24 protein-coding genes, 1 pseudogene and 1 riboswitch are annotated in these 21,218 nt (G+C 71.9%); of the genes and pseudogenes, 10 read left to right on the plus strand and 15 right to left on the minus strand.

Annotation, left to right across the window (positions count from 1 at the left end; genetic code table 11):
* From HF999_RS20095 to HF999_RS20115, 5 genes and pseudogenes are all read right to left on the minus strand, one after another.
* Positions 1-372 (minus strand): annotated as a pseudogene (locus HF999_RS20095) (hypothetical protein); the annotation flags it as partial.
* A gap of 203 nt (positions 373-575) precedes the next feature.
* Positions 576-1,229 carry a transglycosylase family protein gene (locus tag HF999_RS20100; protein WP_168547588.1) on the minus strand — a complete coding sequence of 218 codons (654 nt, stop codon included), beginning with the start codon at positions 1,227-1,229 and terminating at the stop codon, positions 576-578.
* Between the two features lie 9 nt (positions 1,230-1,238).
* Positions 1,239-1,394, minus strand: a riboswitch (cyclic di-AMP (ydaO/yuaA leader).
* Positions 1,395-1,550: 156 nt separating this feature from the next.
* Positions 1,551-1,790, minus strand: coding sequence for a MoaD/ThiS family protein (locus HF999_RS20105; RefSeq protein WP_168547589.1), 240 nt, complete (start codon positions 1,788-1,790; stop codon positions 1,551-1,553).
* Positions 1,791-1,793: 3 nt separating this feature from the next.
* Positions 1,794-2,783 (minus strand): GTP 3',8-cyclase MoaA, encoded by a 990-nt coding sequence (gene moaA, locus HF999_RS20110; protein ID WP_168547590.1) that lies wholly within the window; start codon positions 2,781-2,783, stop codon positions 1,794-1,796.
* Positions 2,780-3,001 carry a hypothetical protein gene (locus HF999_RS20115; protein WP_168547591.1) on the minus strand — a complete coding sequence of 74 codons (222 nt, stop codon included), beginning with the start codon at positions 2,999-3,001 and terminating at the stop codon, positions 2,780-2,782. Before HF999_RS20115 ends, moaA begins: the two co-directional genes overlap by 4 nt.
* 82 nt (positions 3,002-3,083) lie before the next feature.
* Here HF999_RS20115 and HF999_RS22885 point away from each other — a divergent pair, with 82 nt between their 5' ends.
* Positions 3,084-3,515, plus strand: coding sequence for a cold-shock protein (locus HF999_RS22885; RefSeq protein ID WP_168547592.1), 432 nt, complete (start codon positions 3,084-3,086; stop codon positions 3,513-3,515).
* A 135-nt stretch (positions 3,516-3,650) separates the two neighbouring features.
* On the opposite strand, the gene HF999_RS20125 is transcribed toward HF999_RS22885, so the two are convergent.
* The 3 genes from HF999_RS20125 to HF999_RS20135 form a co-directional block, all read right to left on the minus strand.
* The gene (locus tag HF999_RS20125) at positions 3,651-4,571 is read right to left on the minus strand and encodes a hypothetical protein (RefSeq protein WP_168547593.1); all 921 of its coding nucleotides are present in this window, start codon (positions 4,569-4,571) and stop codon (positions 3,651-3,653) included.
* Positions 4,572-4,773: 202 nt separating this feature from the next.
* Positions 4,774-5,316, minus strand: a complete 543-nt coding sequence (locus tag HF999_RS20130; RefSeq protein ID WP_168547594.1) for a DUF2771 family protein — start codon at positions 5,314-5,316, stop codon at positions 4,774-4,776.
* Between the two features lie 13 nt (positions 5,317-5,329).
* Entirely contained in the window at positions 5,330-7,033 is a 1,704-nt protein-coding gene (locus HF999_RS20135; protein ID WP_168547595.1) for an MFS transporter, read from the minus strand.
* An 87-nt stretch (positions 7,034-7,120) separates the two neighbouring features.
* Here HF999_RS20135 and HF999_RS20140 point away from each other — a divergent pair, with 87 nt between their 5' ends.
* Genes HF999_RS20140 through HF999_RS20150 form a run of 3 tightly spaced genes read left to right on the plus strand, consistent with a single transcriptional unit; the run spans position 7,121 to position 10,975 of the window.
* The gene (locus tag HF999_RS20140) at positions 7,121-7,849 is read left to right on the plus strand and encodes a DUF3027 domain-containing protein (protein ID WP_168547596.1); all 729 of its coding nucleotides are present in this window, start codon (positions 7,121-7,123) and stop codon (positions 7,847-7,849) included.
* Entirely contained in the window at positions 7,815-10,373 is a 2,559-nt protein-coding gene (locus tag HF999_RS20145; RefSeq protein WP_168547597.1) for a sacsin N-terminal ATP-binding-like domain-containing protein, read from the plus strand. The genes HF999_RS20140 and HF999_RS20145 overlap by 35 nt, the downstream gene beginning before the upstream one ends.
* The gene (locus HF999_RS20150) at positions 10,373-10,975 is read left to right on the plus strand and encodes a phosphatase PAP2 family protein (RefSeq protein WP_246208246.1); all 603 of its coding nucleotides are present in this window, start codon (positions 10,373-10,375) and stop codon (positions 10,973-10,975) included. The genes HF999_RS20145 and HF999_RS20150 overlap by 1 nt, the downstream gene beginning before the upstream one ends.
* Here the strand turns inward: HF999_RS20150 and HF999_RS20155 are convergent.
* On the minus strand, positions 10,914-11,183 hold the full coding sequence (locus HF999_RS20155) for a DUF2530 domain-containing protein (protein ID WP_168547599.1): 270 nt from the start codon (positions 11,181-11,183) through the stop codon (positions 10,914-10,916). The two genes, HF999_RS20150 and HF999_RS20155, sit on opposite strands and share 62 nt — an antisense overlap.
* A gap of 55 nt (positions 11,184-11,238) precedes the next feature.
* On the opposite strand from HF999_RS20155, the gene HF999_RS20160 reads away from it, so the two are divergent.
* The 4 genes from HF999_RS20160 (at position 11,239) to HF999_RS20175 (ending at position 14,217) form a co-directional block, all read left to right on the plus strand.
* Positions 11,239-11,673: a MarR family winged helix-turn-helix transcriptional regulator gene (locus HF999_RS20160; RefSeq protein ID WP_168547600.1), complete on the plus strand. Its 435-nt coding sequence runs from the start codon at positions 11,239-11,241 to the stop codon at positions 11,671-11,673.
* 176 nt (positions 11,674-11,849) lie between these two features.
* The gene (locus tag HF999_RS20165; RefSeq protein ID WP_168547621.1) at positions 11,850-12,650 is read left to right on the plus strand and encodes a TrmH family RNA methyltransferase; all 801 of its coding nucleotides are present in this window, start codon (positions 11,850-11,852) and stop codon (positions 12,648-12,650) included.
* Positions 12,647-12,943 carry a DUF2537 domain-containing protein gene (locus HF999_RS20170; RefSeq protein WP_168547601.1) on the plus strand — a complete coding sequence of 99 codons (297 nt, stop codon included), beginning with the start codon at positions 12,647-12,649 and terminating at the stop codon, positions 12,941-12,943. Before HF999_RS20165 ends, HF999_RS20170 begins: the two co-directional genes overlap by 4 nt.
* A 35-nt stretch (positions 12,944-12,978) precedes the next feature.
* Complete coding sequence (locus HF999_RS20175; protein ID WP_312854223.1) at positions 12,979-14,217, plus strand: MFS transporter; 1,239 nt, start codon at positions 12,979-12,981, stop codon at positions 14,215-14,217.
* Between the two features lie 475 nt (positions 14,218-14,692).
* Here HF999_RS20175 and HF999_RS20180 read toward each other — a convergent pair whose 3' ends face one another.
* The 6 genes from HF999_RS20180 to HF999_RS20205 all read right to left on the minus strand — a co-directional run bounded on the left by HF999_RS20180 (position 14,693) and on the right by HF999_RS20205 (position 19,275).
* Positions 14,693-15,121 carry a TA system VapC family ribonuclease toxin gene (locus HF999_RS20180; RefSeq protein WP_168547603.1) on the minus strand — a complete coding sequence of 143 codons (429 nt, stop codon included), beginning with the start codon at positions 15,119-15,121 and terminating at the stop codon, positions 14,693-14,695.
* Complete coding sequence (locus HF999_RS20185) at positions 15,114-15,344, minus strand: hypothetical protein (protein WP_168547604.1); 231 nt, start codon at positions 15,342-15,344, stop codon at positions 15,114-15,116. The genes HF999_RS20180 and HF999_RS20185 overlap by 8 nt, the downstream gene beginning before the upstream one ends.
* A gap of 123 nt (positions 15,345-15,467) precedes the next feature.
* Entirely contained in the window at positions 15,468-16,220 is a 753-nt protein-coding gene (locus tag HF999_RS20190) for a DUF6928 family protein (RefSeq protein ID WP_168547605.1), read from the minus strand.
* Between the two features lie 3 nt (positions 16,221-16,223).
* Positions 16,224-17,006 (minus strand): septation protein SepH, encoded by a 783-nt coding sequence (gene sepH, locus HF999_RS20195; RefSeq protein WP_168547606.1) that lies wholly within the window; start codon positions 17,004-17,006, stop codon positions 16,224-16,226.
* 25 nt (positions 17,007-17,031) lie between these two features.
* Positions 17,032-18,168 (minus strand): phosphoserine transaminase, encoded by a 1,137-nt coding sequence (gene serC / locus HF999_RS20200; RefSeq protein WP_168547607.1) that lies wholly within the window; start codon positions 18,166-18,168, stop codon positions 17,032-17,034.
* Positions 18,169-18,171: 3 nt separating this feature from the next.
* Entirely contained in the window at positions 18,172-19,275 is a 1,104-nt protein-coding gene (locus HF999_RS20205; protein WP_168547608.1) for a citrate synthase 2, read from the minus strand.
* Between the two features lie 33 nt (positions 19,276-19,308).
* Here HF999_RS20205 and pdxH point away from each other — a divergent pair, with 33 nt between their 5' ends.
* Positions 19,309-19,929: a pyridoxamine 5'-phosphate oxidase gene (pdxH, locus tag HF999_RS20210; protein WP_168547622.1), complete on the plus strand. Its 621-nt coding sequence runs from the start codon at positions 19,309-19,311 to the stop codon at positions 19,927-19,929.
* A gap of 43 nt (positions 19,930-19,972) precedes the next feature.
* Entirely contained in the window at positions 19,973-21,199 is a 1,227-nt protein-coding gene (locus HF999_RS20215; protein ID WP_168547609.1) for an MFS transporter, read from the plus strand.
* Positions 21,200-21,218 lie beyond the last annotated feature (19 nt).

Consider the following 21,218-nt stretch of genomic DNA (forward strand, 5'->3'; position numbering starts at 1 on the left):
GGCGCCCACGCCGACCGGTGCCACGACGCCTGCGCCGTTGCCGTTGCCGGTGGCGCGCGGTGCGGCCGGGCGGGCGGGTGTGGTGGGGGCGACCGAGCCCACACCGGGGATGACGACCGCGCCGATGCCCGGAACGTTGACCGCGCCCGGACGGGCGGGGTTGCCGGCTGCGGGCTTCGCCTGGGCGGGCTTCGCGGTCGTCGTGGGGGCCGGTGCGCCCGGAACGGGGGTCGGCACGGGGATGGGGGTCGCGCACGGGCAGCCGGGCGCGGCGGAGACCGGAGCTGCGACGACGAGGCCCGCGGCGGCGATCAGTGCGCCGACGGCGGCGACCTTGCCGGCAGTGCGCGAGGTGCGGGGGCGAGCAGTCATCCTGGCTCTCTTTCCTACTGGGCTTTGCAGTCACGAAATGTGATCGACAAAAACTTAGCAGAAGATGTGCGACTGCAAAACGTTGCCTCCCCGTGACCTATTCGGTGTGTCGCAATTCACAGCGCAGAGGTGGCCTCGGAACGCCCGAAGGGACCGACGGCGATGCCGTCGGTCCCTTCAGGGAGAGCGTGTGTGCGGAGGGCTCAGTAGCCCTTGGCCGCGGCCTGCTGCAGCATGGCGAGCACGGCCGGGTCGACCTGCTTGCCGCCGTTCTGCGCCTGGGCGATGACCTGCTGGATGTAGGCCGCGTTCGCCGTCTGGCCGGCGACCGGCTTCTGCGCCGGCTTGGCGGCCGGCTTCGCGACGGGCTTCTGCGCAGCCGGGGTCGCGGGCTTGGCGACGGGCTTCTGTGCGGCCGGGGTCACGGGCTTGGTGACCGGGCGCGTGGTGTTCGACGTGCTCGTCTCGGTGGGGGAGACGGTGCGCGGGGTGGGGCTGCCGAGGCCGCGGCCGCAGACGGGCCATGCGCCCTTGCCCTGGCCCGCGAGGACCTTCTCGCCGATCGCGATCTGCTGGGCGCGGGTGGCCTGGTTCGCGGTGGGCGCGTACTGGGTGCCGCCGTAGGCCGCCCAGGTGGACGGGCTGAACTGGAGGCCGCCGTGGTAACCGTTGCCCGTGTTGATGGCCCAGTTGCCGCCCGACTCGCACGAGGCGACCTGATCCCACTGGGAATCGGGCGCGGCGTTCGCGGCGGGCGCGGCGAGTGCGAGACCGGCACCACCGAGCATCGCGCCGGCGGCGGCGATCTTGGCGGCGCTGAGGCTGGTTGCGGACTGCTTGCGGTGACGAGCGGTCATCGTGTGAAGTCATTCCCTCTCTACGCGCGTGCGAAGTTAGCTGTCGGGTTCGAGCGAGAGGCTGCTCGGCCATTGCTGGCTTGACCCCTAGGGCGTGCGCCCTGCGGCGTTGCGGCCGCGGTGGTTCCTCCGCCTTCGTCCAGGTGTAGATCGTGGTGCTTTCCCCGAAGCGGACACTGGACGAAGCTCTGCGCTGCGACCGATCGGGTGGCCACTGCTGCGGCCCTCAGTGACGGTAACAGACCCCGGCTCGTGGCCCAACCGTTACCGGACCGTGATTTTGTGGAGTGTGACGGATGTCACGAGCCGACGCCGTTCGGATCAGCCGCCCGCGAAGGGCGGGAGCACGTCGAGCATCGCGCCCGTCGCCGGCGCATCGAGGTCGCGGACGGCGACCTCGTCGAGCAGGTAGCTGCAGCGCGTGAGGACGCGACCCAACTCGGGGTGTCGCGCGGTCAGGACGTCGGCCACCTCGGAGACCGTGGCACCGTCGGGGATCGGGACGGTCTCCTCGGAGACCCCCGCGGCCGCGCGGGCGGCGGCGAAGTAGCGGATCAGCACGCGTCAGCCGCCGATCGCGCTCATCGTGCGCGTGGGCTGCAGGAAGGTCGGGTCGTCGATGCCGTGGCCCGCCTGCTTGTCGAGCATCGCCGCGGCCCACGCGTCACCGATCTCCTCGTCGGAGGCGCCGCCGCGCAGCAGCGGCTTGAGGTCGGTCTCCTCGGCCGCGAACAGGCAGGTACGGATCTGCCCGTCGGCGGTGAGCCGGACGCGATCGCAGTCGCCGCAGAAGGGGCGCGTCACGGACGCGATGACGCCCACCGTCGACGGTCCGCCGTCCACCAGGAAGCGCTCGGCCGGCGCGCTGCCGCGGGGCTCGCCGGCCGGCGAGAGGGCGAACTCGCGTCGCAGCTCGGCGAGGATGTGCTCGGCCGTGACCATCGTGTCCCGATCCCAGGTGTGATCGGCGTCGAGCGGCATGTGCTCGATGATCCGCAGCTCGTAGCCCGCATCGAGGCACAGGCGCAGCAGGGGGCGCGCGTCCCCGAGGCGCCCGGGGCCTAGGACGGCGTTGACCTTGACCGGGGTGAGTCCGGCGGCCGCGGCGGCTCGCAGGCCGGCGAGGGCGTCGTCGAGGCGGTCGCGGCGGGTGACCCGCGCGTACTCCGCGCGGTCGACGGTGTCCAGGGAGACGTTGACGCGGTCCAGTCCGGCACCCGCGAGCCGCTCGGCGTGCCGCGCGAGCGAGAGTCCGTTCGTGGTCAGCGAGAGCTCCGGACGCGGCGCCAGCGCCGCGGCGTGCGCCACGATCCGCTCCAGGTCGGCCCGCAGCAGCGGTTCACCGCCGGTGAACCGGATCTCGGTGATGCCCAGGTCGCGCACGGCGATGGTGAGGAGCCGGTCGATCTCGGGGCCCGTGAGGACGTGCTCGCCGGCCAGCCACGGCAGTCCTTCGGCGGGCATGCAGTAGGTGCAGCGCAGGTTGCACCGATCGGTCAGCGAGACGCGCAGGTCGCGCGCCACGCGGCCGTACTTGTCGACGAGGGGTTTCACGGTGCCTGCTCGTGGTCCCCGGCGCGGCCTCCCAGGACCGCGGCGACCACGCCGACGAGGAAGCCGATCGGGGTGAGCGGGGTCAGGGCGTACACCCAGGTGGGTGCGGTGGCGCCGTGCGCGAGGAGCGGAGTGAGGAACAGAGCGGCGATCGCGATCAAGCCGATCGCGAACAGCGCGATCGACACGGAGACGGCGACGGAAACGGACTTGCCCACATGTCTAGACTAGTCCCAGTGCGTCTCGCAGTTCGCGGGGCGCGTTTTGTTGTTCTTCGAGCGCAGAGCAGGTGACGAGGGCATGCCTACCGGCAAGGTCAAGTGGTACGACACGGACAAGGGTTTCGGATTCCTCTCCCAGGAGGGCGGGGAGGACGTCTACGTCCGTTCGTCCGCGCTGCCCGACGGTGTCGACGGCCTCCGGCAGGGCCAGCGGGTCGAGTTCAGCATGGCTGCGGGTCGTCGCGGCCCGCAGGCGCTGACGGTGACGGTGCTCGAGCCCGCCCCGTCGGTCTCGCGCGGCGCGGGCGCGGGCGCGGGTGCCGCGCGCGGTCGCCGGCCGGCGGCGAACCGTCGTCCCGCCGAGGAACTCAACGTGCTCATCGAGGACATGATCCAGCTGCTCGACGCGGGCGTGCAGCCCGAGCTGCGCAAGGGCCGCTACCCCGACCGCAAGGCCTCCGAGCAGATCGCCAAGGTGCTCCGCGAGATCGCCCGGGAGCTGGACTCCTAATTCGGCAGGAGCGCGCTGCGGGCGTTTCGGGTGCGAGAAGCCATCCGCACCCAGTTCGCCCGAGCGCACCAGGCATGCCGGGTGCGACTGGGCGAAACGGGTGCGGGAGCTCATCCGCACCAGATTCGCCCGCCCTCAGCCCGCTCCGAGGAGCCCGTGTCGGCGCAGTGACGGGGTGAGAAGGGCGCGGAGGGCACCGTCGCGCTTCAGGACCGGCCAGCCGAACCTGATCACCTCGAAACCGGCCTTTTCGAACGACTCCTGTCGAGTCTTCTCGCGCTCGAGGGCTTCGGCCTTCTCCTCGTCGGTGTCGCCGTATTTGCCCTTGCCGTCGAACTCGGCGATGAGAGCCTCGCCGAGGGTGAAGTCGGCGTAGTAGGTGGAGCCGTCGAGGTCGTAGCGGACCTGCAGTTCCGGTACCGGCAGACCCCACGCGAGCATCTGCATCCGTGCCCACGACTCGCCGGCGGACTCGCTTTTCGCCACGGACAACGCGAGACCCGTGCGTGCGATGCCGCAGCCCCGTCTGCGCCCCATCCGTGCCATGCAGGCCTCGATCTCGGCGACGGGAATCGGATCCGGGTCCTCCGGCCGGGGATACCGCCGCACGAGCCGGATCGCGTCGAAGCCGATGACCGCGCGAACCAGGTTGCCGGTCATGGCCCCGTCGAGCGCGGTCCGGATGCGCGAGGTCGCGACGACCCCCGCCGCCTCGATTACGTCCTCCGACGGGAGCGGTCGTGCGTGCAGGAAGACCTTGCCGCGGGTACCGCCGCCCTGTGGCCGGTCGACAGTGACATGCACCTGCGAACGGTCCGGCTCGAACCAGGGAATGTCGTGCAGCGCGGCGGCGCTCTGGTGGCTGGCGGCGCCGGCGCGTCGGCGCATGGTCGCGACGACCTTGAGTCGATACAGCGCATCGGCGTCGAGGGGCGCGGCTTCGATGTAGGCGCCGGGCGCGGGTCGGATCAGCGTGTGATCCCGCACCGCCTTGGTGATCCTGTTGCTGCTCCAGCCGATGGAGCGCAGGTGTGCGCGCGGCATGATCTCCCCCATAGGGGGCATTCAACCGCAGCCGCAGCCGTCGAAACCGCCACTGGAGCCGCTCATCCACAGGTGGAACGGCTCATCCACAGGGCATCCGCACCCGAAATGCGCCAGCGCACCCGGCATGCCAGGTGCGACTGGGCGAAACGGGTGCGGGAGCTCATCCGCACCCGATTCGCCCGATCTCTGGGGCGAAACAGTGGGTCCGCGGCTACGGCTGCTGGACCGGGGCGGTGCCCTTCGGGGCGCTCTCGGGCAGGGTGTTGATGCCCCAGACGGCCTGGGCCTGCAGGTTGCCCTCGGAGTCCTGGACCGTCGACGGCACGCTGATGTCGACGGCGGCGAGGAGCAGGTCGGGGGTCGACCTGAGCACCAGCGTGGCGTGCGTGGGCTGCAGGTGCGTGATCTGCTCCCGCTGCTCCCTCCCGGTGCGCGGGTCGACGCGCTGGACCGTGAGGAACCACGGGCGCTCGGTGATGTAGGTCGGCAGGGAGATCGTGATCGCCCGCCCGGGTTCGACGGGGATGGCGGTGGGCACCGTCGGCGCGTCGCAGACCCGCGGCGGACCGTCGACGCAGTAGCCCATCGGCGAGACCTCGACCAGCTTCGACCCGACGGTGGCGTGCAGCGCCGGCCGGGGCCGCGGCTCGGCGCGCTTGTCCAGCGCGGCGCTGATCGTGAATGCGAACAGCACGGCCGCTGCGACGACGAACACCACCGCCGCGATGAGGACGTTCCGGCTGGGCTTGATCATCGAGCGACCCCGTTCATCGTGGCTGGGTGTTCATCGTGGGAGGTACGTGCTCGGGGCGCTTGCCGCCGATGTTCGGGACGAGCGAGCCGCCCCGGTAGGTCAGGACCGTCTGCACCGTGCCCACGACCATGATCGCGGCGACGGTGGCGAAGCCGATCCACAGCGTGGGCGGTAGCAGAACGCCGAGTGCGGCGCCGCCGACCCAGCCCAGCTGCAGCGCGGTCTCCGAGCGGCCGAAGGCCGAGGCACGGGACTCGTCGGGCAGGTCGTCCTGGATCGACGCGTCGAGGGAGACCTTCCCCAACGCGGACACTCCCGAGGCGATGAAGGTGACCGCGGCGACCACGACGATGTTGCCGAACACCGCCGCGACGATCGCTCCGACGGTGGCGATGATCGTCGCCTGCACCACGATCCGCGCGGGCCGCGGCAACTGCAACCGGGCGCCGATGCCGTTGCCGATGAAGTTGCCGACGCCCGCGGCGGCGCCGACCGCGCCGATCATGGCGAGCGAGGCGAAGGGATCGCCGCCGGCCGCCGTCTGCGCCTTGCTGTAGAAGGCGATGTACAGCGTGAGGAAGCCGGTGAGCACGCGGATCGTGGTGTTGCCCCACAGCCCGGTCACGACGCTGCGGCCCAGCGGCACCCGCAGGTTCTTGAAGGCGGCGCCCAGCTTCGCGCGCCCGCCCTCGGTCACCTGCTCCGCCTCGCGCGCCATGGCACCGGTGTAGGAGAGCGTGGTGGGGACCTCGCCGGAGGTGTTCTCGACCCACTTGGGAATGCGCATGCACATCACGGCCCCGGCGACCGCGAACACCATCAGCGCGCACATGCCGCCCGGGATGTGCAGCATCCGGCTGAGCCCGAACTCGGCGCCGGAGGCGATCGCGCCGCCGAGGCCGGTGCCCGCCACCAGCCCGAACAGGGTCAGTCGCGAGTTCACCCGGGCCAGGTCGATCGACGGTGGCAGTACCCGCGGCACCACCGCGGACTTGAGCACCGAGAACGATTTGCTCATCACCATCATCGCCAGCGCACAGGGATACAGGACCCAGGGGTCGAAGTTCACCGTGTTCGCGACCGGATCGTAGGTGAAGTTCATGATGAGCAGCACCGCGAGCCCGACGCGGATCCCGAAGGACGCGGCGAGCGCGACCCGCCGGCCGTGCTGGATGCGATCGAGCAGCGGCCCCATGAACGGCGCGATGATCGCGAAGGGCGCGATGTTCACCAGCAGGTACAGCGCGACCTTCGACTTGGACTCGGCCTGCGCGGCCGCGAAGAACAGGGTGTTCGCCAGCGCGACCATCATCGCGGCGTCGACGGCGTTGTTGAGGATCACCGGGTAGGTGAGCGCGGTCAGACCGGACTTGTCGGCACCGTCGGCGGTGGTGGCCCGGTGCCACTTCGCGATCCCGGCCTCGGTGATCTCCCGCCCGCGCATCGCCGCCACGCGGGCGACGGTGATCTTGCGCGGCATCCGCCGCTCCTCGTCCTCGGCCGCGCGCCGCTCGGACGGGCTCGGGGTGTCCTCGAGGGGAGGCAGGTGGTGGTTGGAGACGTACTGCGGGCGGGTCGGGCCGTGCGGTTCGCCGGTCGACGGCGCCCCCTGCCGCGGCGGCTGCCCGCCGTGCGCACGCGGAACCGGCCCCGGACGGCGCCGGGGCTCGTCGGGGGGATACTGCTGTTGCCCCGGATGAGCGCTCACGCCGACCATTGTTCCGCATCGGCGACGGCGCCGCCGACACCGGTCGTTCGCCGCCCGCGTGCACCGGTGATCCCGGCGTCCGGCACAATCACTCAGGTGAGTTCCGCATTGCAGTCAGGTGCCGCGGTCGACCTCGCGCGTACCGTACTCGAGGCCGAGGAGGGCGCGCCGGTGGGTGCGCACGTGGCCACGGTCGTCGAGGACGAGTTCGCCGTGGCCCACTACTTCGAGGCGAACCTCCCCGCGTACCGCGGTTGGCAGTGGTGCGCCGTCATCGCCGCCACGCCGGGTGGCGAGCTGACGGTGTCGGAGACGGCGCTGCTGCCCGGCCCCGGCTCCCTGACCGCACCCGAGTGGGTGCCGTGGGATCAGCGGGTTCGTGCGGGTGACCTGGCGCCGGGCGATGTGCTCCCGCCCCGCGCGGGCGACGAGCGGATCGAGCCCGGTCACGCCCTGTCCGGCGACCCCGCGGTCGACGAGGTGGCCGGCGAGATCGGCGTGAACCTCGAGCGCGTGATGTCCCGGATCGGCCGCGTGGACGCGGCGGAGCGGTGGCTGGCCGGTGCCTTCGGCCCCGATTCGGAGATGGCCCGCTCCACCCGGTACCACTGCGGCGACTGCGCCTTCTTCCTGCCGCTGGCCGGCGTGCTGGGCGCGGCGTTCGGCGCGTGCGGCAACGAGTACTCGGCCGACGGGCGGGTCGTGCACGCGCACTACGGCTGCGGCGCGCACTCGTCCGTGCCGGCACCGTCGGGCCAGGGGAGCCCGGCCTACGAGCCCTACGACGACGGTGCGGTGGAGAAGGTCCCTGTCGAACAGGGCTGAGCGGGACCCCTTCGGGACCGCCGCGCTGCGGGCGGCCGTGCTCGCCGCCTGGCGCGATTCGCCGACCCGCGCGGCGGAGGACCTCGCCTCCGAGCGGGACCTGGTCGACGTCGGGTACCGCGACCGGGTCGCCGTCGAGCTGGCGCAGAACGCCGCCGACGCCGCGACCGCGGCCGGCGTCCCGGGAGAGCTGGCCGTTTGGGCCGAGCCCGACGGGGTGCACGTCGCCAACACCGGTGCGCCGCTGTCGAAGGCGGGGGTGGTCTCGCTCGCCGCCCTGCGCGTGTCCCCGAAGGCCGACGGTGCCGCGGGCTCCGTCGGGCGGTTCGGCGTCGGCTTCGCCGCGGTCCTCACGGTCACCTATCACGTCGAGATCCGTTCCACGGAGGGCGGGATCGTGTTCTCCGCGGAGCGCTCGCGCGCCGATGCCGGCCGGGACGAGGTCGCCGCGCTGCGGCTGCCCCACCCCCTGGACACGCCGCCCCGCGCGGGCTTCGCGACCGAGATCGTGCTGGTGGGCGCGGATCCCGCGCTGGTCGGCGAGTTCGCCACTCAGGCCGAGGATCTGCTGCTGGACCTGCCCGCGCTGGCGGCGGTCGTCGTCGAAGGGAAGCGCATCAGGCGTCCCGACCTGGTCGAGGGGCAGGGGCCGCACGCGCGCTGGGTGATCGGCGCCGATGCGCGGTTCCTGCACGCGCCGACCCGCACCGACGAGCCGCTGACCCTGCCCGTGCGGGTCATCGCCGATCTGCCGACCACGCCCGACCGCCGCCACCTGCACCCGGACGCCGACATCGCGCGCGCGGCCCGCGGCTACGCGGCCTTCGTCGCCGCCCGGCCCGACCCGATGTCCCTGCTCCCGCCGCGCCGCCCGCCCGCCGGGGCCGTCGATGCGCTGCTGCGCGAGGCGATCGAGGACGAGCTGCGCGGGCACGCCTGGGTGTCCGGGCCCGACGGTGCGCGGCTGCGCCCGGACCGCGCCGCGGTGCTGCCGGGGCTCACCGACGAGTTGTTCGCGCTGCTGTCCGAGACCCTGCCCCTGGTGCCGCCCGCGTTCTCCTCGGCACCCGACGCGGCGCGGCTGATCGCGCTCGGCGCGCGGGAGCTGACCGCCGCCGACCTCGCCGACGCCGTGCCCCGGGATCGCGAACCCGATTGGTACGCAGGGCTGTACGCGGCGCTCGACGCGGCACGCCTGTCCGCGGACGAGCTCGGCGCGCTGCCGGTCCCGCTCGCCGACGGCCGCGTCGTGACCGGCGCGCGCGGTGCGGCGCTCGTCGCGGGCGGGGCCGATGCGCTGGCCCTCGTCACCTGGGCCCGGGTCGTGCATCCCGCGGCGCAGCATCCGCTGCTGGAGCGGGCCGGGGCGCGTCGCCTCGCGGCCGCGGATCTGCTCGGCGATCCCGCGCTCCGCGAGGAGGTGGGCCGGATCGACTGGGAGGCCGGCCCTTCCGATGAGGACGTCGAGCTCACCGAGGCCGTCCTGGGCCTGCTCGGGGAGGACGGCACCGTCGGGCCCGGTTGGCTCGGCGCACTCCCGGTCCCCGGCGACGACGGTGCGCTGTACCACGCGGACGAGCTCCTGGCCGCCGGGGCGCCGCTGCGCGCCGCGCTCGGCGCGGACCACCCGTACGGCACCGTCGACCCGGACTTCGAGGCGCGGTATCCCGCCGCGGCGCTGCGGGCGATCGGGGTGGGCTGGTCCTTCGGCGTGCTCCGCGAGGCGCTGCCGACGGAGCCGGAAGCGAGCCTCGACGGTGCCGAGGACTGGTGGGCGCAGCTGCCCGGCGAGCCGGACGAGCTGCTCGCCGTGCGCGACCTGGACCTGGTGGAGCACTGGGACCCCGCGCTGGCGTTGATCGCGGAACTGCCGGGCGTGCTGGACGATCCGGACGGCTACACGGCGTGGTGGCTGCGCACGCGCACGGCGCTGGGGAGCCTGCGTTCACCGGACGACGGGACCTTCGCCGGCCTGCTGGATCCGTGCACCCATCCCGATGCGGGGCGCCTGCGCGCGGCCCTGTTCACCGCGGTGCGCGGCGAGGCGGACGCGCAGGTCCTCGCCGACGCGCTGGCCGGTCCGGACCGGTCGCCCACGCCCGCGGTGGTGTTCGCGGCGCACCGGGCGATCGCGGGACATCGCCTGGCGCGGTTGCCGTCCCGGGTTCGAGGGATCGACGGGGCGATGCTCGACGCGGAGGCCGCCGCCGTTCTCGACGTGCCGCACGCGCGATTCACCGCGGACGGCCTGGTGTTCGGCGGACTCGACGTGGCGGTGGACCTCGCGGACACCCTCGACCTGCCGCTGGCGAGCACGGAGCCGATCGAGATCGTCAGTGGCGGGACACGGTTCGTGCGCGGCGCGCATCCCGGTGTGGCGCTCGCGCAGGCCCTCGGCGAGCTGCCGGACGCGGCGGAGGCGGAGATCCACGACGAGCTGATCGTGCGGGTGGACGCCGGGGAGCGGCGGGTGCCGTACGTCCTCGTGGGGGGTGTGCTGCACGTACAGTCGGGTCGGTGGTGATGCAGGACGGTGCCTGGCCCAATCCGCTCGACCGGTGGGTGCTCGAGTGGGTCGTGTCGATCCGGTCCGAGTCGCTGACGGCGGTGGTCCGCGCGATCACGACGGTGGGCAACACGGTCTCGATGTTCGCGATCGTGATCGTGGGGGTCCTCTTCCTCCTGCACCGGCGGCGGGTCGGGTGGGCGCTGTACTGCGGCCTGACCTTCCTGTCGGGGTACCTCCTGATGATCGCGGTCAAGAGCGCGTTCGGTCGGGAGCGTCCGCCGATCCCGCCGCGGCTGCTCCAGATCGACAGTCTCAGTTTCCCGTCCGGGCACGCGCTGAACTCGATGGTGGCGTTCACGACCCTCGCGGTGGCCGCCCACGCCCTCACCGGCCGGCGGTGGCCGCTCGCCGCCGCTGTTGCGGGCTCGATCGCGATCGGCCTGAGCAGGGTGTATCTGGCGGCGCACTGGATGACCGATGTGCTGGCCGGCTGGGGGATCGGGCTGGTGGTGGTGGCGCTGGGTCTCGCGGTGCGCGCGGCGGTGCTCCGGCGGGTCAGACCAGCCCGCGCTGCGCCCCTCGATCGCCCCGCAGGGCCGCCCGCCGCTGCAGGGTGAGCACCGTCGCGCCGATGATCCCGACCCCGACACCGCACGCGCACACGATCCAGGCCGCGCCGAAGGTGTTCCGGGCGAGCATCGTGACGACGAACAATGCCGCGAACAAGACCGTGCCGACGATCACGACCGGACGCGGTTCGGTGAGAGTGCGGGGCAGTTCGGGGGCTTTCGTGGCGTGTCCCGGATCGTTTCCTTGAAGGTTCACGGGTTCTCCCGGGGTTAGTGCGCGGAAAGCGATCTGACGGATGTAGTCTAACGCCGTGACTGACAATGACGATCGGCTGGCTGGAGAACTTGCGCTCGCCACAGTGCGGTTCGCCCGCCATCTGCGCGGCCGGCGGCGTGATTCGCTCGTCTCCCTGACGCAGCTTTCCGCGCTCAATGCCCTCGCGAACGACGGGCCGCTCACGCCGGGCCAACTCGCCGCCCGCGAGCGGGTGCAGCCGCCGTCGATGACGCGGGTCATCGCATCCCTCGCGGACCTGGGGCTGGTCCGGCGGGCCCCGCACCCCACGGACGGGCGTCAGGTGATCGTCAGCCTCTCCGACGAGGGCGAACAGCTCATCACGGGCGAGGCCGCGGCGCGCGAGGCGTGGCTGCGCGGCAAGCTCGCGGAGCTCACCGAGGAGCAGCGATCCACGCTGAACGGTGCCGTCGGCATTCTCAACGGGCTCATTGCGGCGGAGGAGAAGTAAGGCGGGATTCTCCGCGTTTTCAGGGTCGGGCCCTATCGGAGTGATTCCGATAGGGCCGTTCCATTTCCCGGGTAATTACCTATTCGTGGGATGAATTCGCCGGTGGTGAGAACGCGGTGCTTTCTCCGGCGAACCGTCCGGTGCGAACCTGTGCGAACTAGGCTGGTGATGTGCAGGTGCAACAGATTCATCCGATTCATGACGTGGATGACCCGCGGTTGAACGACTTCCGTGACCTGTCGGCGGCGGACAAACGCCCCGATCTGGCGCGCGGCGTCGTGCTGGCCGAGGGGGTTCCCGTGGTCGAGCGGATGCTCGCATCGCGGTTCGTGCCGCACGCGATCATGGGGGTCGGGTCCAAGCTCGAGCGCCTCGACGGCGTCGCGCCGGAGGTGCCGCGCTACCTCGTGACCGCCGAGCTCATGGCGGAGGTGGTCGGTTTCCACCTCAATCGAGGCGTGCTCGCCGCGGCGCGGCGCCCCGAGCCGCTCGCGGCGGCGGACCTGCTGGCCGGGGCGCGCACCGTCGTCGTGCTGGAGGGCGTCAACGACCACGAGAACCTGGGGTCGATCTTCCGCAACGGCGCCGGCCTGAGCGCTGACGCCGTGCTGTTCGGTCCCCGCTGCTCCGACCCGCTGTACCGGCGCGCGGTGCGGGTGTCGATGGGGCACGTGCTGCTGGTGCCCTTCGCGCACCTGCCCCCCGACGGATGGCCCGGGGCCGGCCTGTCGCTGCTGGCGCGGCACGGATTCCGGACGGTGGCGCTGACCCCGTCGGGGGAGACGACGGTGGCCGGCGCGGTCGCCGGCGCCCCGGACCGGGTCGCGTACCTGGTCGGCGCCGAGGGGCCCGGCCTCACCCCGGAGACGATGGCCGCGGCGGACGTCCGCGCCCGGATCCCGATGTCGCGCGGCACGGACTCGCTCAACGTCGCGACGGCCGCCGCCGTGGCCCTCTACGAACGCGCCCGCGAGTGAACGCGCCCCGGGTGATCCCGCCGCGGTATCCGCCGTGGTTCGTCGGCGTCGCGGTCGCGACGCTGGTGGCGCTGCTCGCGGGCGGCGTGTTCTCCGGGCTGTTCGTGGCGGTGATGACGGTGAGCCGCTGGCTGGGGCTGTTCCTCCTCGCGCTGGGGACGGCGGGCTCCGTGCCGGTGTTGACGGCGTACCGTCGGCGCCCCGTGACGCGATGGTTCTGCGCGGGGTTCGCCGGCGCGGTCGTCATCGCCTGGTGTGCGGCAGCCGGAGCGCTGACGAGCGGACTGGTCTGAGATCCGGCAAGAAACTTAGGACTACTATCGGACGAGTGCCGAGTGTCTTCGTATCCCTGCGAACGAGGAACTACCGGCTCTGGGTGGGCGGCCAGGCGGTCAGCCTGACCGGGACCTGGATGCAGCGCGTCGCCGAGGACTGGCTGGTGCTCGACCTCGCGCACGGCCGCGGCTGGGTGCTCGGCGTGGTCATGGCGCTGCAGTTCGGGCCGACGCTGTTCCTGTCGGCGTGGGCGGGCCTGCTGGCCGATCGCTACGACAAGCGCCGCATGCTCATGGTGACGCAGACCGCCGCGGCGCTGTGCGCGGCGGCATTGGCGGTGCTGACGCTGACCGGCGTGGTCGAACTCTGGCACGTGCTGGTGCTCTCCTTCGTCTTCGGCTGCAACGCCGCGATCGCGGGGCCCGTCCGGCAGGCCTTCACCATCGAGATGGTGGGGCCGGAGCTGCTGCCCAACGCGATCGGGCTGAACTCCATGGTGTTCAACGCCGCCCGGATCGTCGGGCCCGCGATCGCCGGCCTGCTCATCGCGGGCGTCGGCACCGGCTGGGTGTTCGCGGTGAACGCGGTGTTCACCGGTGCGATCGTGGTGGCGCTGGCCGTGATGCGGCAGGGCGAGCTGTTCCCGTCACCACCGGTGGAGCGGGCGAAGGGGCAGTTGCGGGCCGGGTTCGCGTACGTGCGGCAACGCCGCGAGCTGGTGCTGGTGCTGGTCGCGGTGTTCTTCGTCTCGACCTTCGGCATCAACTTCCCGCTGGCGCTGTCGCTGCTGGCCCGGCAGGGGTTCGGGCTGGGCGCCGACGCCTACGGACTGTTGTCGACGATGCTCGCCCTCGGCACGCTGGGCGGCGCGCTGCTGGCGGCCCGGCGGACGGGGATCGCCGCCCTGCGCACCGCCCTGGTCGGCGGGTGCGCCTTCGGCGTCGTACAGGTCCTCGCCGGGGTGGCACCGTGGTTCTGGCTGGTCGCGGCGCTGCTGGTGCTGGTCGGCTTGTTGCAGATGTCCTTCACCACGTCGGCGATGAGCATCATGCAGCTGTCCGTGGATCCCGAGTTCCGCGGCCGCGTGATGGGCATCTACATGCTGGCCTTCCTCGGCGGCACGCCGCTGGGAGCCCCGCTGCTCGGCGCGATCGCCGACGCCACCACGCCCGCCGCGCCGCTGATCGTGGGCGGGGTGGTCTCCGCGGTCACCTGCGCCCTGTGCGGTGCGTACGCGCTTCGACGGTCCGCGCCCGCGCCCGCCGCCGCGGAGGCGCCGGAGGAGATGTAGTCGGCCGGAACAGTCATGCGCCGCGCGCATGGCTCGCGTTTCCGCAGGTCAACGCGCTGCATCTGCCTCAGGGGTATGCGTGAACAGCATACCTGCGAGGTTTCGAGGCGCCGTGAGTGCCGGCCTCGCCAGTCGGTGAGAGATCTCGCTGCGTCGATCACAGCGACCGGGTTCGCAGACGGCGCGCATCAACAGGTATGCCGGGTGGGGCGATCCCTGGAGCAGCGGGCATTTCGGGTGCGGATGCGCTGCCGCACCCGTTTCGCGCGGTCGCACCCTGCATGCCGGGTGCGCTGGCGCGTTTCGGGTGCGGATGGCTTCCCGCGCCCGTTCTGCCCGGTCGCCTGGGCGCAAATTCGGGTGCGAGCGCGGTAGCCGGCGGCTGTGAATACGCGGCTGAGAGGAACAGGCGAACGGGTCTGGTCTCCTCTTGAGCTGAGCCGTGGATTCACGGTGCGAACCACTGATCACAGGCTCAGATGAGAACGTGAACGAGCCGTTGATCCTCGGGGGCGAGGACGGGCCGGATCTTCCTGTCCAGGGTGACCAGTACGCCGGAATGCCGCGCTACGAGGTTCACGAGGTGCAGATCGGTGACCTGCTTGTGGCCCGCGAGACCCACGAGGTCGATGGCCGCCTCGGCGAGTGACGAGTCGTCCGGGATGAATTCGGCGCGGGTGTCCGCACGGAGGGAGCCGAGCGACGCGATCGCCTGCGGCGCGGTGACCTCGGTCCCCATGACGGCCGGGTTCATCGCCATGCGCACGAGCCCGGCCTCAGTGATCGGCGTGGTGGCGAAGCGGGCGGTGGACGCGAACCAGTCGCCCGCCAGGTCGTGATACGCGTGGTTCGTGCTGAGGAGCGCCACCAGTACATTGACGTCCGGAAGTTCGAACTCACTCATCGAGCATCGCGTCCTCGACCATGTCGTTGGTGATGACGTGACCGGGTGCCGCGGGCAGCAGGATGAGACCGCGGTCAGTGGGGCGCCCGGGCGACTGCGTGGTGTCGATCCCGAGTGTGGCCAGGTAGGAGACCGCTTCCCCGATGCTCGCGTTCAGACCCGCGTTCACCCGCGCACGCGCCGCTGCGAGAACCCGGGGGCTGATGTCGAGAGTTGTCCTCATACCCTCAATGTACGCGCATCACGCATCACGCATCGGCGACAATTGACCAGGAACTGGTCCCGAAAGTAGAGGGCCTGGGTGTTGGACTATCCATGAGTGGTCGGAGGCTCATAGCGATCCTCGTCAGAAGCCGAAGAAGCTGCGGACCTTGCCGCGGTCGTCCTGGCCCGCGTCCTGGGGCTGCTCGACCGGGGGATAGGGCGCACCGTCGGCCCCGGGGACCGGAGCGGGCGGCGCCTGCTCGGGGATCTCGGAGGCGAGGACGAAATCGATCACCTGGATCCGCGCGGGGTCGAGGTCGGTGGCGTCCAGGGGATGCGTGTACCGGAAACCGAGGATCTCGCGGTTGGCCTGCTCCGCGAACTCCATCGGGTGGAAGGGCAAGGCGCGCGGGTCGGGCACGGCACCCTCGGCGTAGGTGAGCGGGTGCGCGCCCGCCCAGAACGGCCCCTCGAAGCGCTCCGGAAGGCCCTCGTCCTCGAGGATGTCCACCGGATGGGCGGCGAAGGTGCGCTTCGGCGCACCGTCGGAGCGCAGGGCGAACCCGCCGACGGCCCGTTCCGGGTCCGCGACCAGTAGGAACGTTCGATGCGCGGGAAGCAGGTTCCACCAGGAATCATCGAGCTCGGACGGTCGGTCCACCCGCAGGCCCTCGTGCGCGACGACGGTCAGCCCGCCCCACGCGGCCACGTACACGTGGCCGGGCAGCGGGGCGGCCGCGCGGGCCAGGGACTCCGGCCGCCCGGCGACGGGGCCGCCCAGCACCTGTTCGGCGATCACGCGGGACGCGGCCTCGTCGGGCCGCCCGGCGATCGCCAGGATGCCCTTCGGCTCCGCCACGTCGATGAACCAGAGCGTCGCAGCTGTAGCGCCCACGCCCTAGCCGTTCTTCCCGCCGCGGACCCCGAGCAGCACGTCCTCCCAGGAGGGCATCTCGGGATGACGACGCCCGTGCTGGCCCACCGCGGCAGCAGGGGCCTGGGCCGGACGCTCGGCGCGCTCCTCGGCCTCGCCCTCCCGGACCGGGCCGCGCGCGCCGGGCACGGCACGGAGCGGCTCGTCGACCGACCGATCGATGCTCCGGAGTCCTTGCCGCGCATCGGGATCGAGCAGCCCGCGGGCGGTGTCGTCGACGGGGCTCGCGGTGCCCCCGTGCGCGCCGGGCGCGTACCGGAACTGCGCTCGGTTACGGGACTTGCCGACGCTCCAACTGATCGCGACGACCCACCGGTTGTCGGCGCCCTTGAAGGCGTCCCACTCGGTGGTGTCCGCGTGGCCCCGCTCGGCCAGGGCCATGTGGATCACGTCGGCGAGGGTGGCGTGCATCGGGCCGTCGCCGCGCACGGGATGGGCCAGCTGCGCCATCTCCGCCGCGCGGGAACGCTCCAGCAGCACCGGTCCGGCGAACCGCTTGATCCGGTGGTTCGGGGCGCCGGTCAACTCGGCGATCTCCTCGACGGTGGCCCCCGCACGGATACGGGCCTGGATCTCCCGCGGCGACAGGTCGGTGCCCAGCTCGAGCTCCGTCTGCCCGCCCGTCATCTCGCCGTTCACAGCCGCCTTCAGGGTGTCGTCGATCGGCAGGCGGAAACGTCCCGCGGGGCCCTCGCAGACCACCGACGTCCCGTCGTCGTCCACTCCCGTGACCCGCAATTCCTGCATGAATTCAGGGTAGGTTATCGAATCGTTACGCGCCCGTAGACACGCGTTCGACCACGAAATCGATGCACTTGGTCAGCGCGGTGACGTCCTCGGGGTCGATCGCCGGGAACATGCCGATGCGCAGCTGGTTGCGGCCCAGCTTGCGGTACGGCTCCGTGTCGACGATGCCGTTCTCGCGCAGCGTCTTGGCGACCACGGCGGCATCGATCTTCTCGTCGAAGTCGATGGTGCCGACGACCTGGCTGCGCAGCGCGGGATCAGCGACGAAGGGCGTGGCGAACTCGCTGGCCTCGGCCCACTGGTAGAGCCGGTCGCTGGAGTCCTTCGTGCGATCGACGCACCAGTCGAGGCCGCCGTTGCCGTTCATCCACTCGATCTGATCGGCGAAGAGCAGCAGGGTGGCCAGCGCGGGCGTGTTGTAGGTCTGGTTCTTGCTCGAGTTGTCGACCGCGATCGGCAGCGAGAGGAACTCGGGGGTGTAGCGGCCCGAGGCCTTGATCTCCTCCACGCGCGCGAGGGCGGCGGGGCTCATCAGCGCGACCCAGAGGCCGCCGTCGGCGGCGAAGCACTTCTGCGGCGCGAAGTAGTAGACGTCGGTGTCGGCGATGTTCACCGGCAGGCCGCCCGCACCCGAGGTGGCGTCGATCGCGATGAGCGCGTTCTCGCTGCCGGCGAGGCGGCTGACCGGCACGGCGACGCCCGTCGAGGTCTCGTTGTGGGCCCAGCCGATCAGGTCGACGGGGCCGTCGGCTCCGTTGTCCACCACGAGCTCCGGCGCGCTGCCCGGGTCGCTCGACACGACGACCGGGTCGCCGATGAACGGGTTGCCCTTGGCGACGGACGCGAACTTGTTGCTGAACTCGCCGTACGTGAAGTGCTGGCTGCGCTCGCGGATCAGGCCGAAGGCCGCGGCGTCCCAGAAGGCCGTGGTGCCGCCGTTGCCGAGCACCACCTCGTAGCCCTCGGGGAGGGAGAAGAGATCCTTCAGGCCCGCGCGCACCCGGCCGACGACGTTCTTGACGGGAGCCTGACGGTGGCTGGTGCCGAACACCGACGCGCCGGTGTCGACGAGCGACTGCAGCTGCTCCGGGCGGACCTTGGACGGGCCGCAGCCGAAGCGGCCGTCGACGGGCTTGAGCGCGGCAGGAATCTCGATCGTCATGCCCTAAATCCTAATGGTGTCCCAACCGGGCACGTCCTCCGGCTGCCGCGGACCCTGACCGATGTACTGCGCGGACGGGCGGATCAGCTTGGCCGCACGTTTCTGCTCCAGGATGTGGGCGCACCACCCGGCCGTGCGGGCGCAGGTGAACATCGCGGGCATCATCCGCACCGGCACGCCCGCGTAGTCGAGCACCACCGCCGCCCAGAACTCCACATTGGTCGAGATCGCACGGTCGGGCCGGCGCTCCGCGAACAGCGCGTTCGCCTCCCGCTCGAGGGCCGCGGCCGCCTCGTAGCGCGGCGCGTTCAGGGTGCGCGCGACGGTCCGCAGCACGTCGGCCCGCGGATCCTCGGCGCGGTAGACGCGGTGCCCGAAGCCCATGATCCGCTCGCCGCGGTCCAGCCGGTCGGTGACGGAGCGGCGCGGGTCCCCCGTCCGCTCGACCTCGTCGAGCATCGGCAGCACGCGCGACGGTGCGCCGCCGTGCAGCGGGCCCGACAGGGCGCCGACCGCGCCCGAGAGCGCCGTCGAGACATCGGCCCCCGTCGACGCGATGACGCGCGCGGTGAGCGTGGAGGTGTTGAGGCCGTGCTCCGCCGCCGTGACGAAGTAGGCGTCGATGGCGCGCACGTGGTCCGGGTCGGGCTCGCCCTGCCACCGGGTCATGAACCGGTGCGTGACCGTGGGCGACTGATCGATGACCCGCTGCGGCACCGCGGGCCGCTCCAGGCCGCGGGCCGACTGCGCCACGAAGCTCAGCGTGGTGACCGAGGCGCGCGCGAGATTCTCCCGCGCCGTCGCGTCGTCGATGTCGAGCAGCGGCTCGTAGCCCCACAGTGGCCCGAGGATCGCGAGGCCGGCCTGGGCGTCCACGCGGACATCGCCGCTGTGGATCGGCAGCGGGAAGGGCTCGGCCGCCGGCAGCGGGTTGCCGAACTCCCCGTCCACCAGCAGGCCCCACACCTCGGCGTAGGTGACCTGGTTGCGCACCAGATCGGCCACGTCGACGCCCCGGTACCGCAGCACCCCGCCCTGCTTGTCCGGCTCCGCGATCTCGGTGGAGAACGCGACCACGCCTTCCAGTCCGCCGGGAATCTCAGTCATGCGCCTAACCTTAGTGGCGTGGACCTCACGGCGATGCGCGAGAAGTACGACGGTAGCCCGTTCGACCTGCAGCCCGAGGATCTCGCCGCGGGTTGGGTGCCGCTGTGGCGCTCCTGGTTCGCCGAGGCCGTGGCCGCGCAGGCGCCCGAGCCCAACGCGATGGTGCTGGCCACCGTCGACGCCGCCGGGCTGCCCGCCACCCGAACCGTCCTGTGCAAGGGCCTCGACGAGCGCGGTGTCGTGTTCTACACCAACTACGGCTCGGACAAGGCCCGTGCGGTGGAGGCGAATCCCGTGGCGGCCGTGACCTTCCCGTGGATCGCGATCCATCGGCAGGTGCACGTGCGCGGCGCGGTGGCGCGGGTGAGCGCGGAGGAGACGGCGGCGTACTGGGCCGAACGGCCGCGCGGCTCGCAGCTCGGGGCGTGGGCGTCGGACCAGTCGCGACCGGTGGCCTCGCGGGCCGAGATGGCCGACCGGTTCGCCGAGGTCGAGGCCCGGTTCGAGGGCGTCGAGGTGCCGGTGCCCCCGGAGTGGGGCGGCTACCGCATCGCGCCGCAGGTCGTCGAATTCTGGCAGGGCCGGGAGAACCGCGTGCACAACCGCGTGCGTCTCACCGCCCCCGACTACGCGGCGGTGCGTCTCCAGCCCTGATATCGAGTCGCGGGCGCTGCTGAGGAAGTCGTAGGATCTTTCGGTGCCGAGACTCCTGGCGGATACGCGTCCGCTCCACAATCCCGATTACCGGCGGCTGTGGTGGACGGGGATCGTCACCGTCATCGGGGCGCAGCTGACGGCGGTCGCCGTCCCGGCGCAGATCTACGCGATCACCGGCTCCTCGGCGTACGTCGGCCTGACCGGCGTCTTCGGCCTGGTCCCCCTGGTGATCTTCGGGCTGTGGGGCGGTGCGATCGCCGACGCCCTCGACCGCCGGCTCGTGATCATCGGCACCACGCTGGGCCTGGCCGGCAGCGCGCTGCTGCTCGCCGTGCTGCCGAACAACGTGTGGCTGATCCTGTGCGCCTTCGCCCTGCAACAGGCCTTCTTCGGCGTCAACCAGCCCACCCGCTCCGCGATCTACGCCCGCCTCGTCCCGCCCGAGCAGCTGCCGGCGGCGAACTCGCTGAACATGACCGTGATGCAGTTCGGGGCCATCGCCGGCCCGATGCTGGGCGCGCCGCTGATCCCGATCATCGGCGTGCACTGGCTCTACACGCTGGACGCCGCGTCGCTCATGCTCACGCTCTGGGCCGTCTGGCGCCTGCCGTCGATCAAGGCGGAGGACAAGGGACAGTCGCTGGGGCTGCGATCGGTGATCGACGGCTTCCGCTACCTCGCCGGCCACAAGGTGCTGCTGATGAGCTTCGTCGTCGACATCATCGCGATGGTCTTCGGCATGCCGCGGGCGCTGTTCCCGCAGATCGCGCACGAGAACTTCGGTGATCCGATCGAGGGCGGCTTCGTGTTCGGGGCGCTGTTCGCCGCGATGTCCGTGGGCGCCGTGCTCGGCGGCGTGCTCTCCGGCTGGACCTCGCGGGTCGCGCGGCAGGGGCTGTCCGTGATCGTGATGATCGTGCTGTGGGGCGCCGCGATGGCGGGCTTCGGCGTGGCCGCGCACTTCAGCTGGCTGTGGGCGGCGCTGGTGATGCTCGCGCTGGGCGGCGCCGCGGACATGTTCTCCGCAGCCTTCCGCACCACGATGCTGCAGGAGGCCGCCACCGACGATGTCCGCGGTCGCCTGCAGGGCGTGTTCACCGTGGTCGTGGCCGGTGGGCCGCGGATCGGCGATGTCGCGCACGGCGCCGCGGCCGCCACCGCCGGTGCCGCGATGGCCGCCGCGGGCGGCGGCGTGCTCGTCATCGTCTTCACCGTGCTCGCCGCGTTCGCCGTGCCTGCCTTCGTCCGCTACCGCGTCATACGCTGACCGCCCCGTATCCTCGCGG

The sequence above is a fragment of the Tsukamurella spumae genome (genome assembly GCF_012396015.1).
GTDB classification, from domain to species: Bacteria; Actinomycetota; Actinomycetes; order Mycobacteriales; family Mycobacteriaceae; genus Tsukamurella; species Tsukamurella spumae.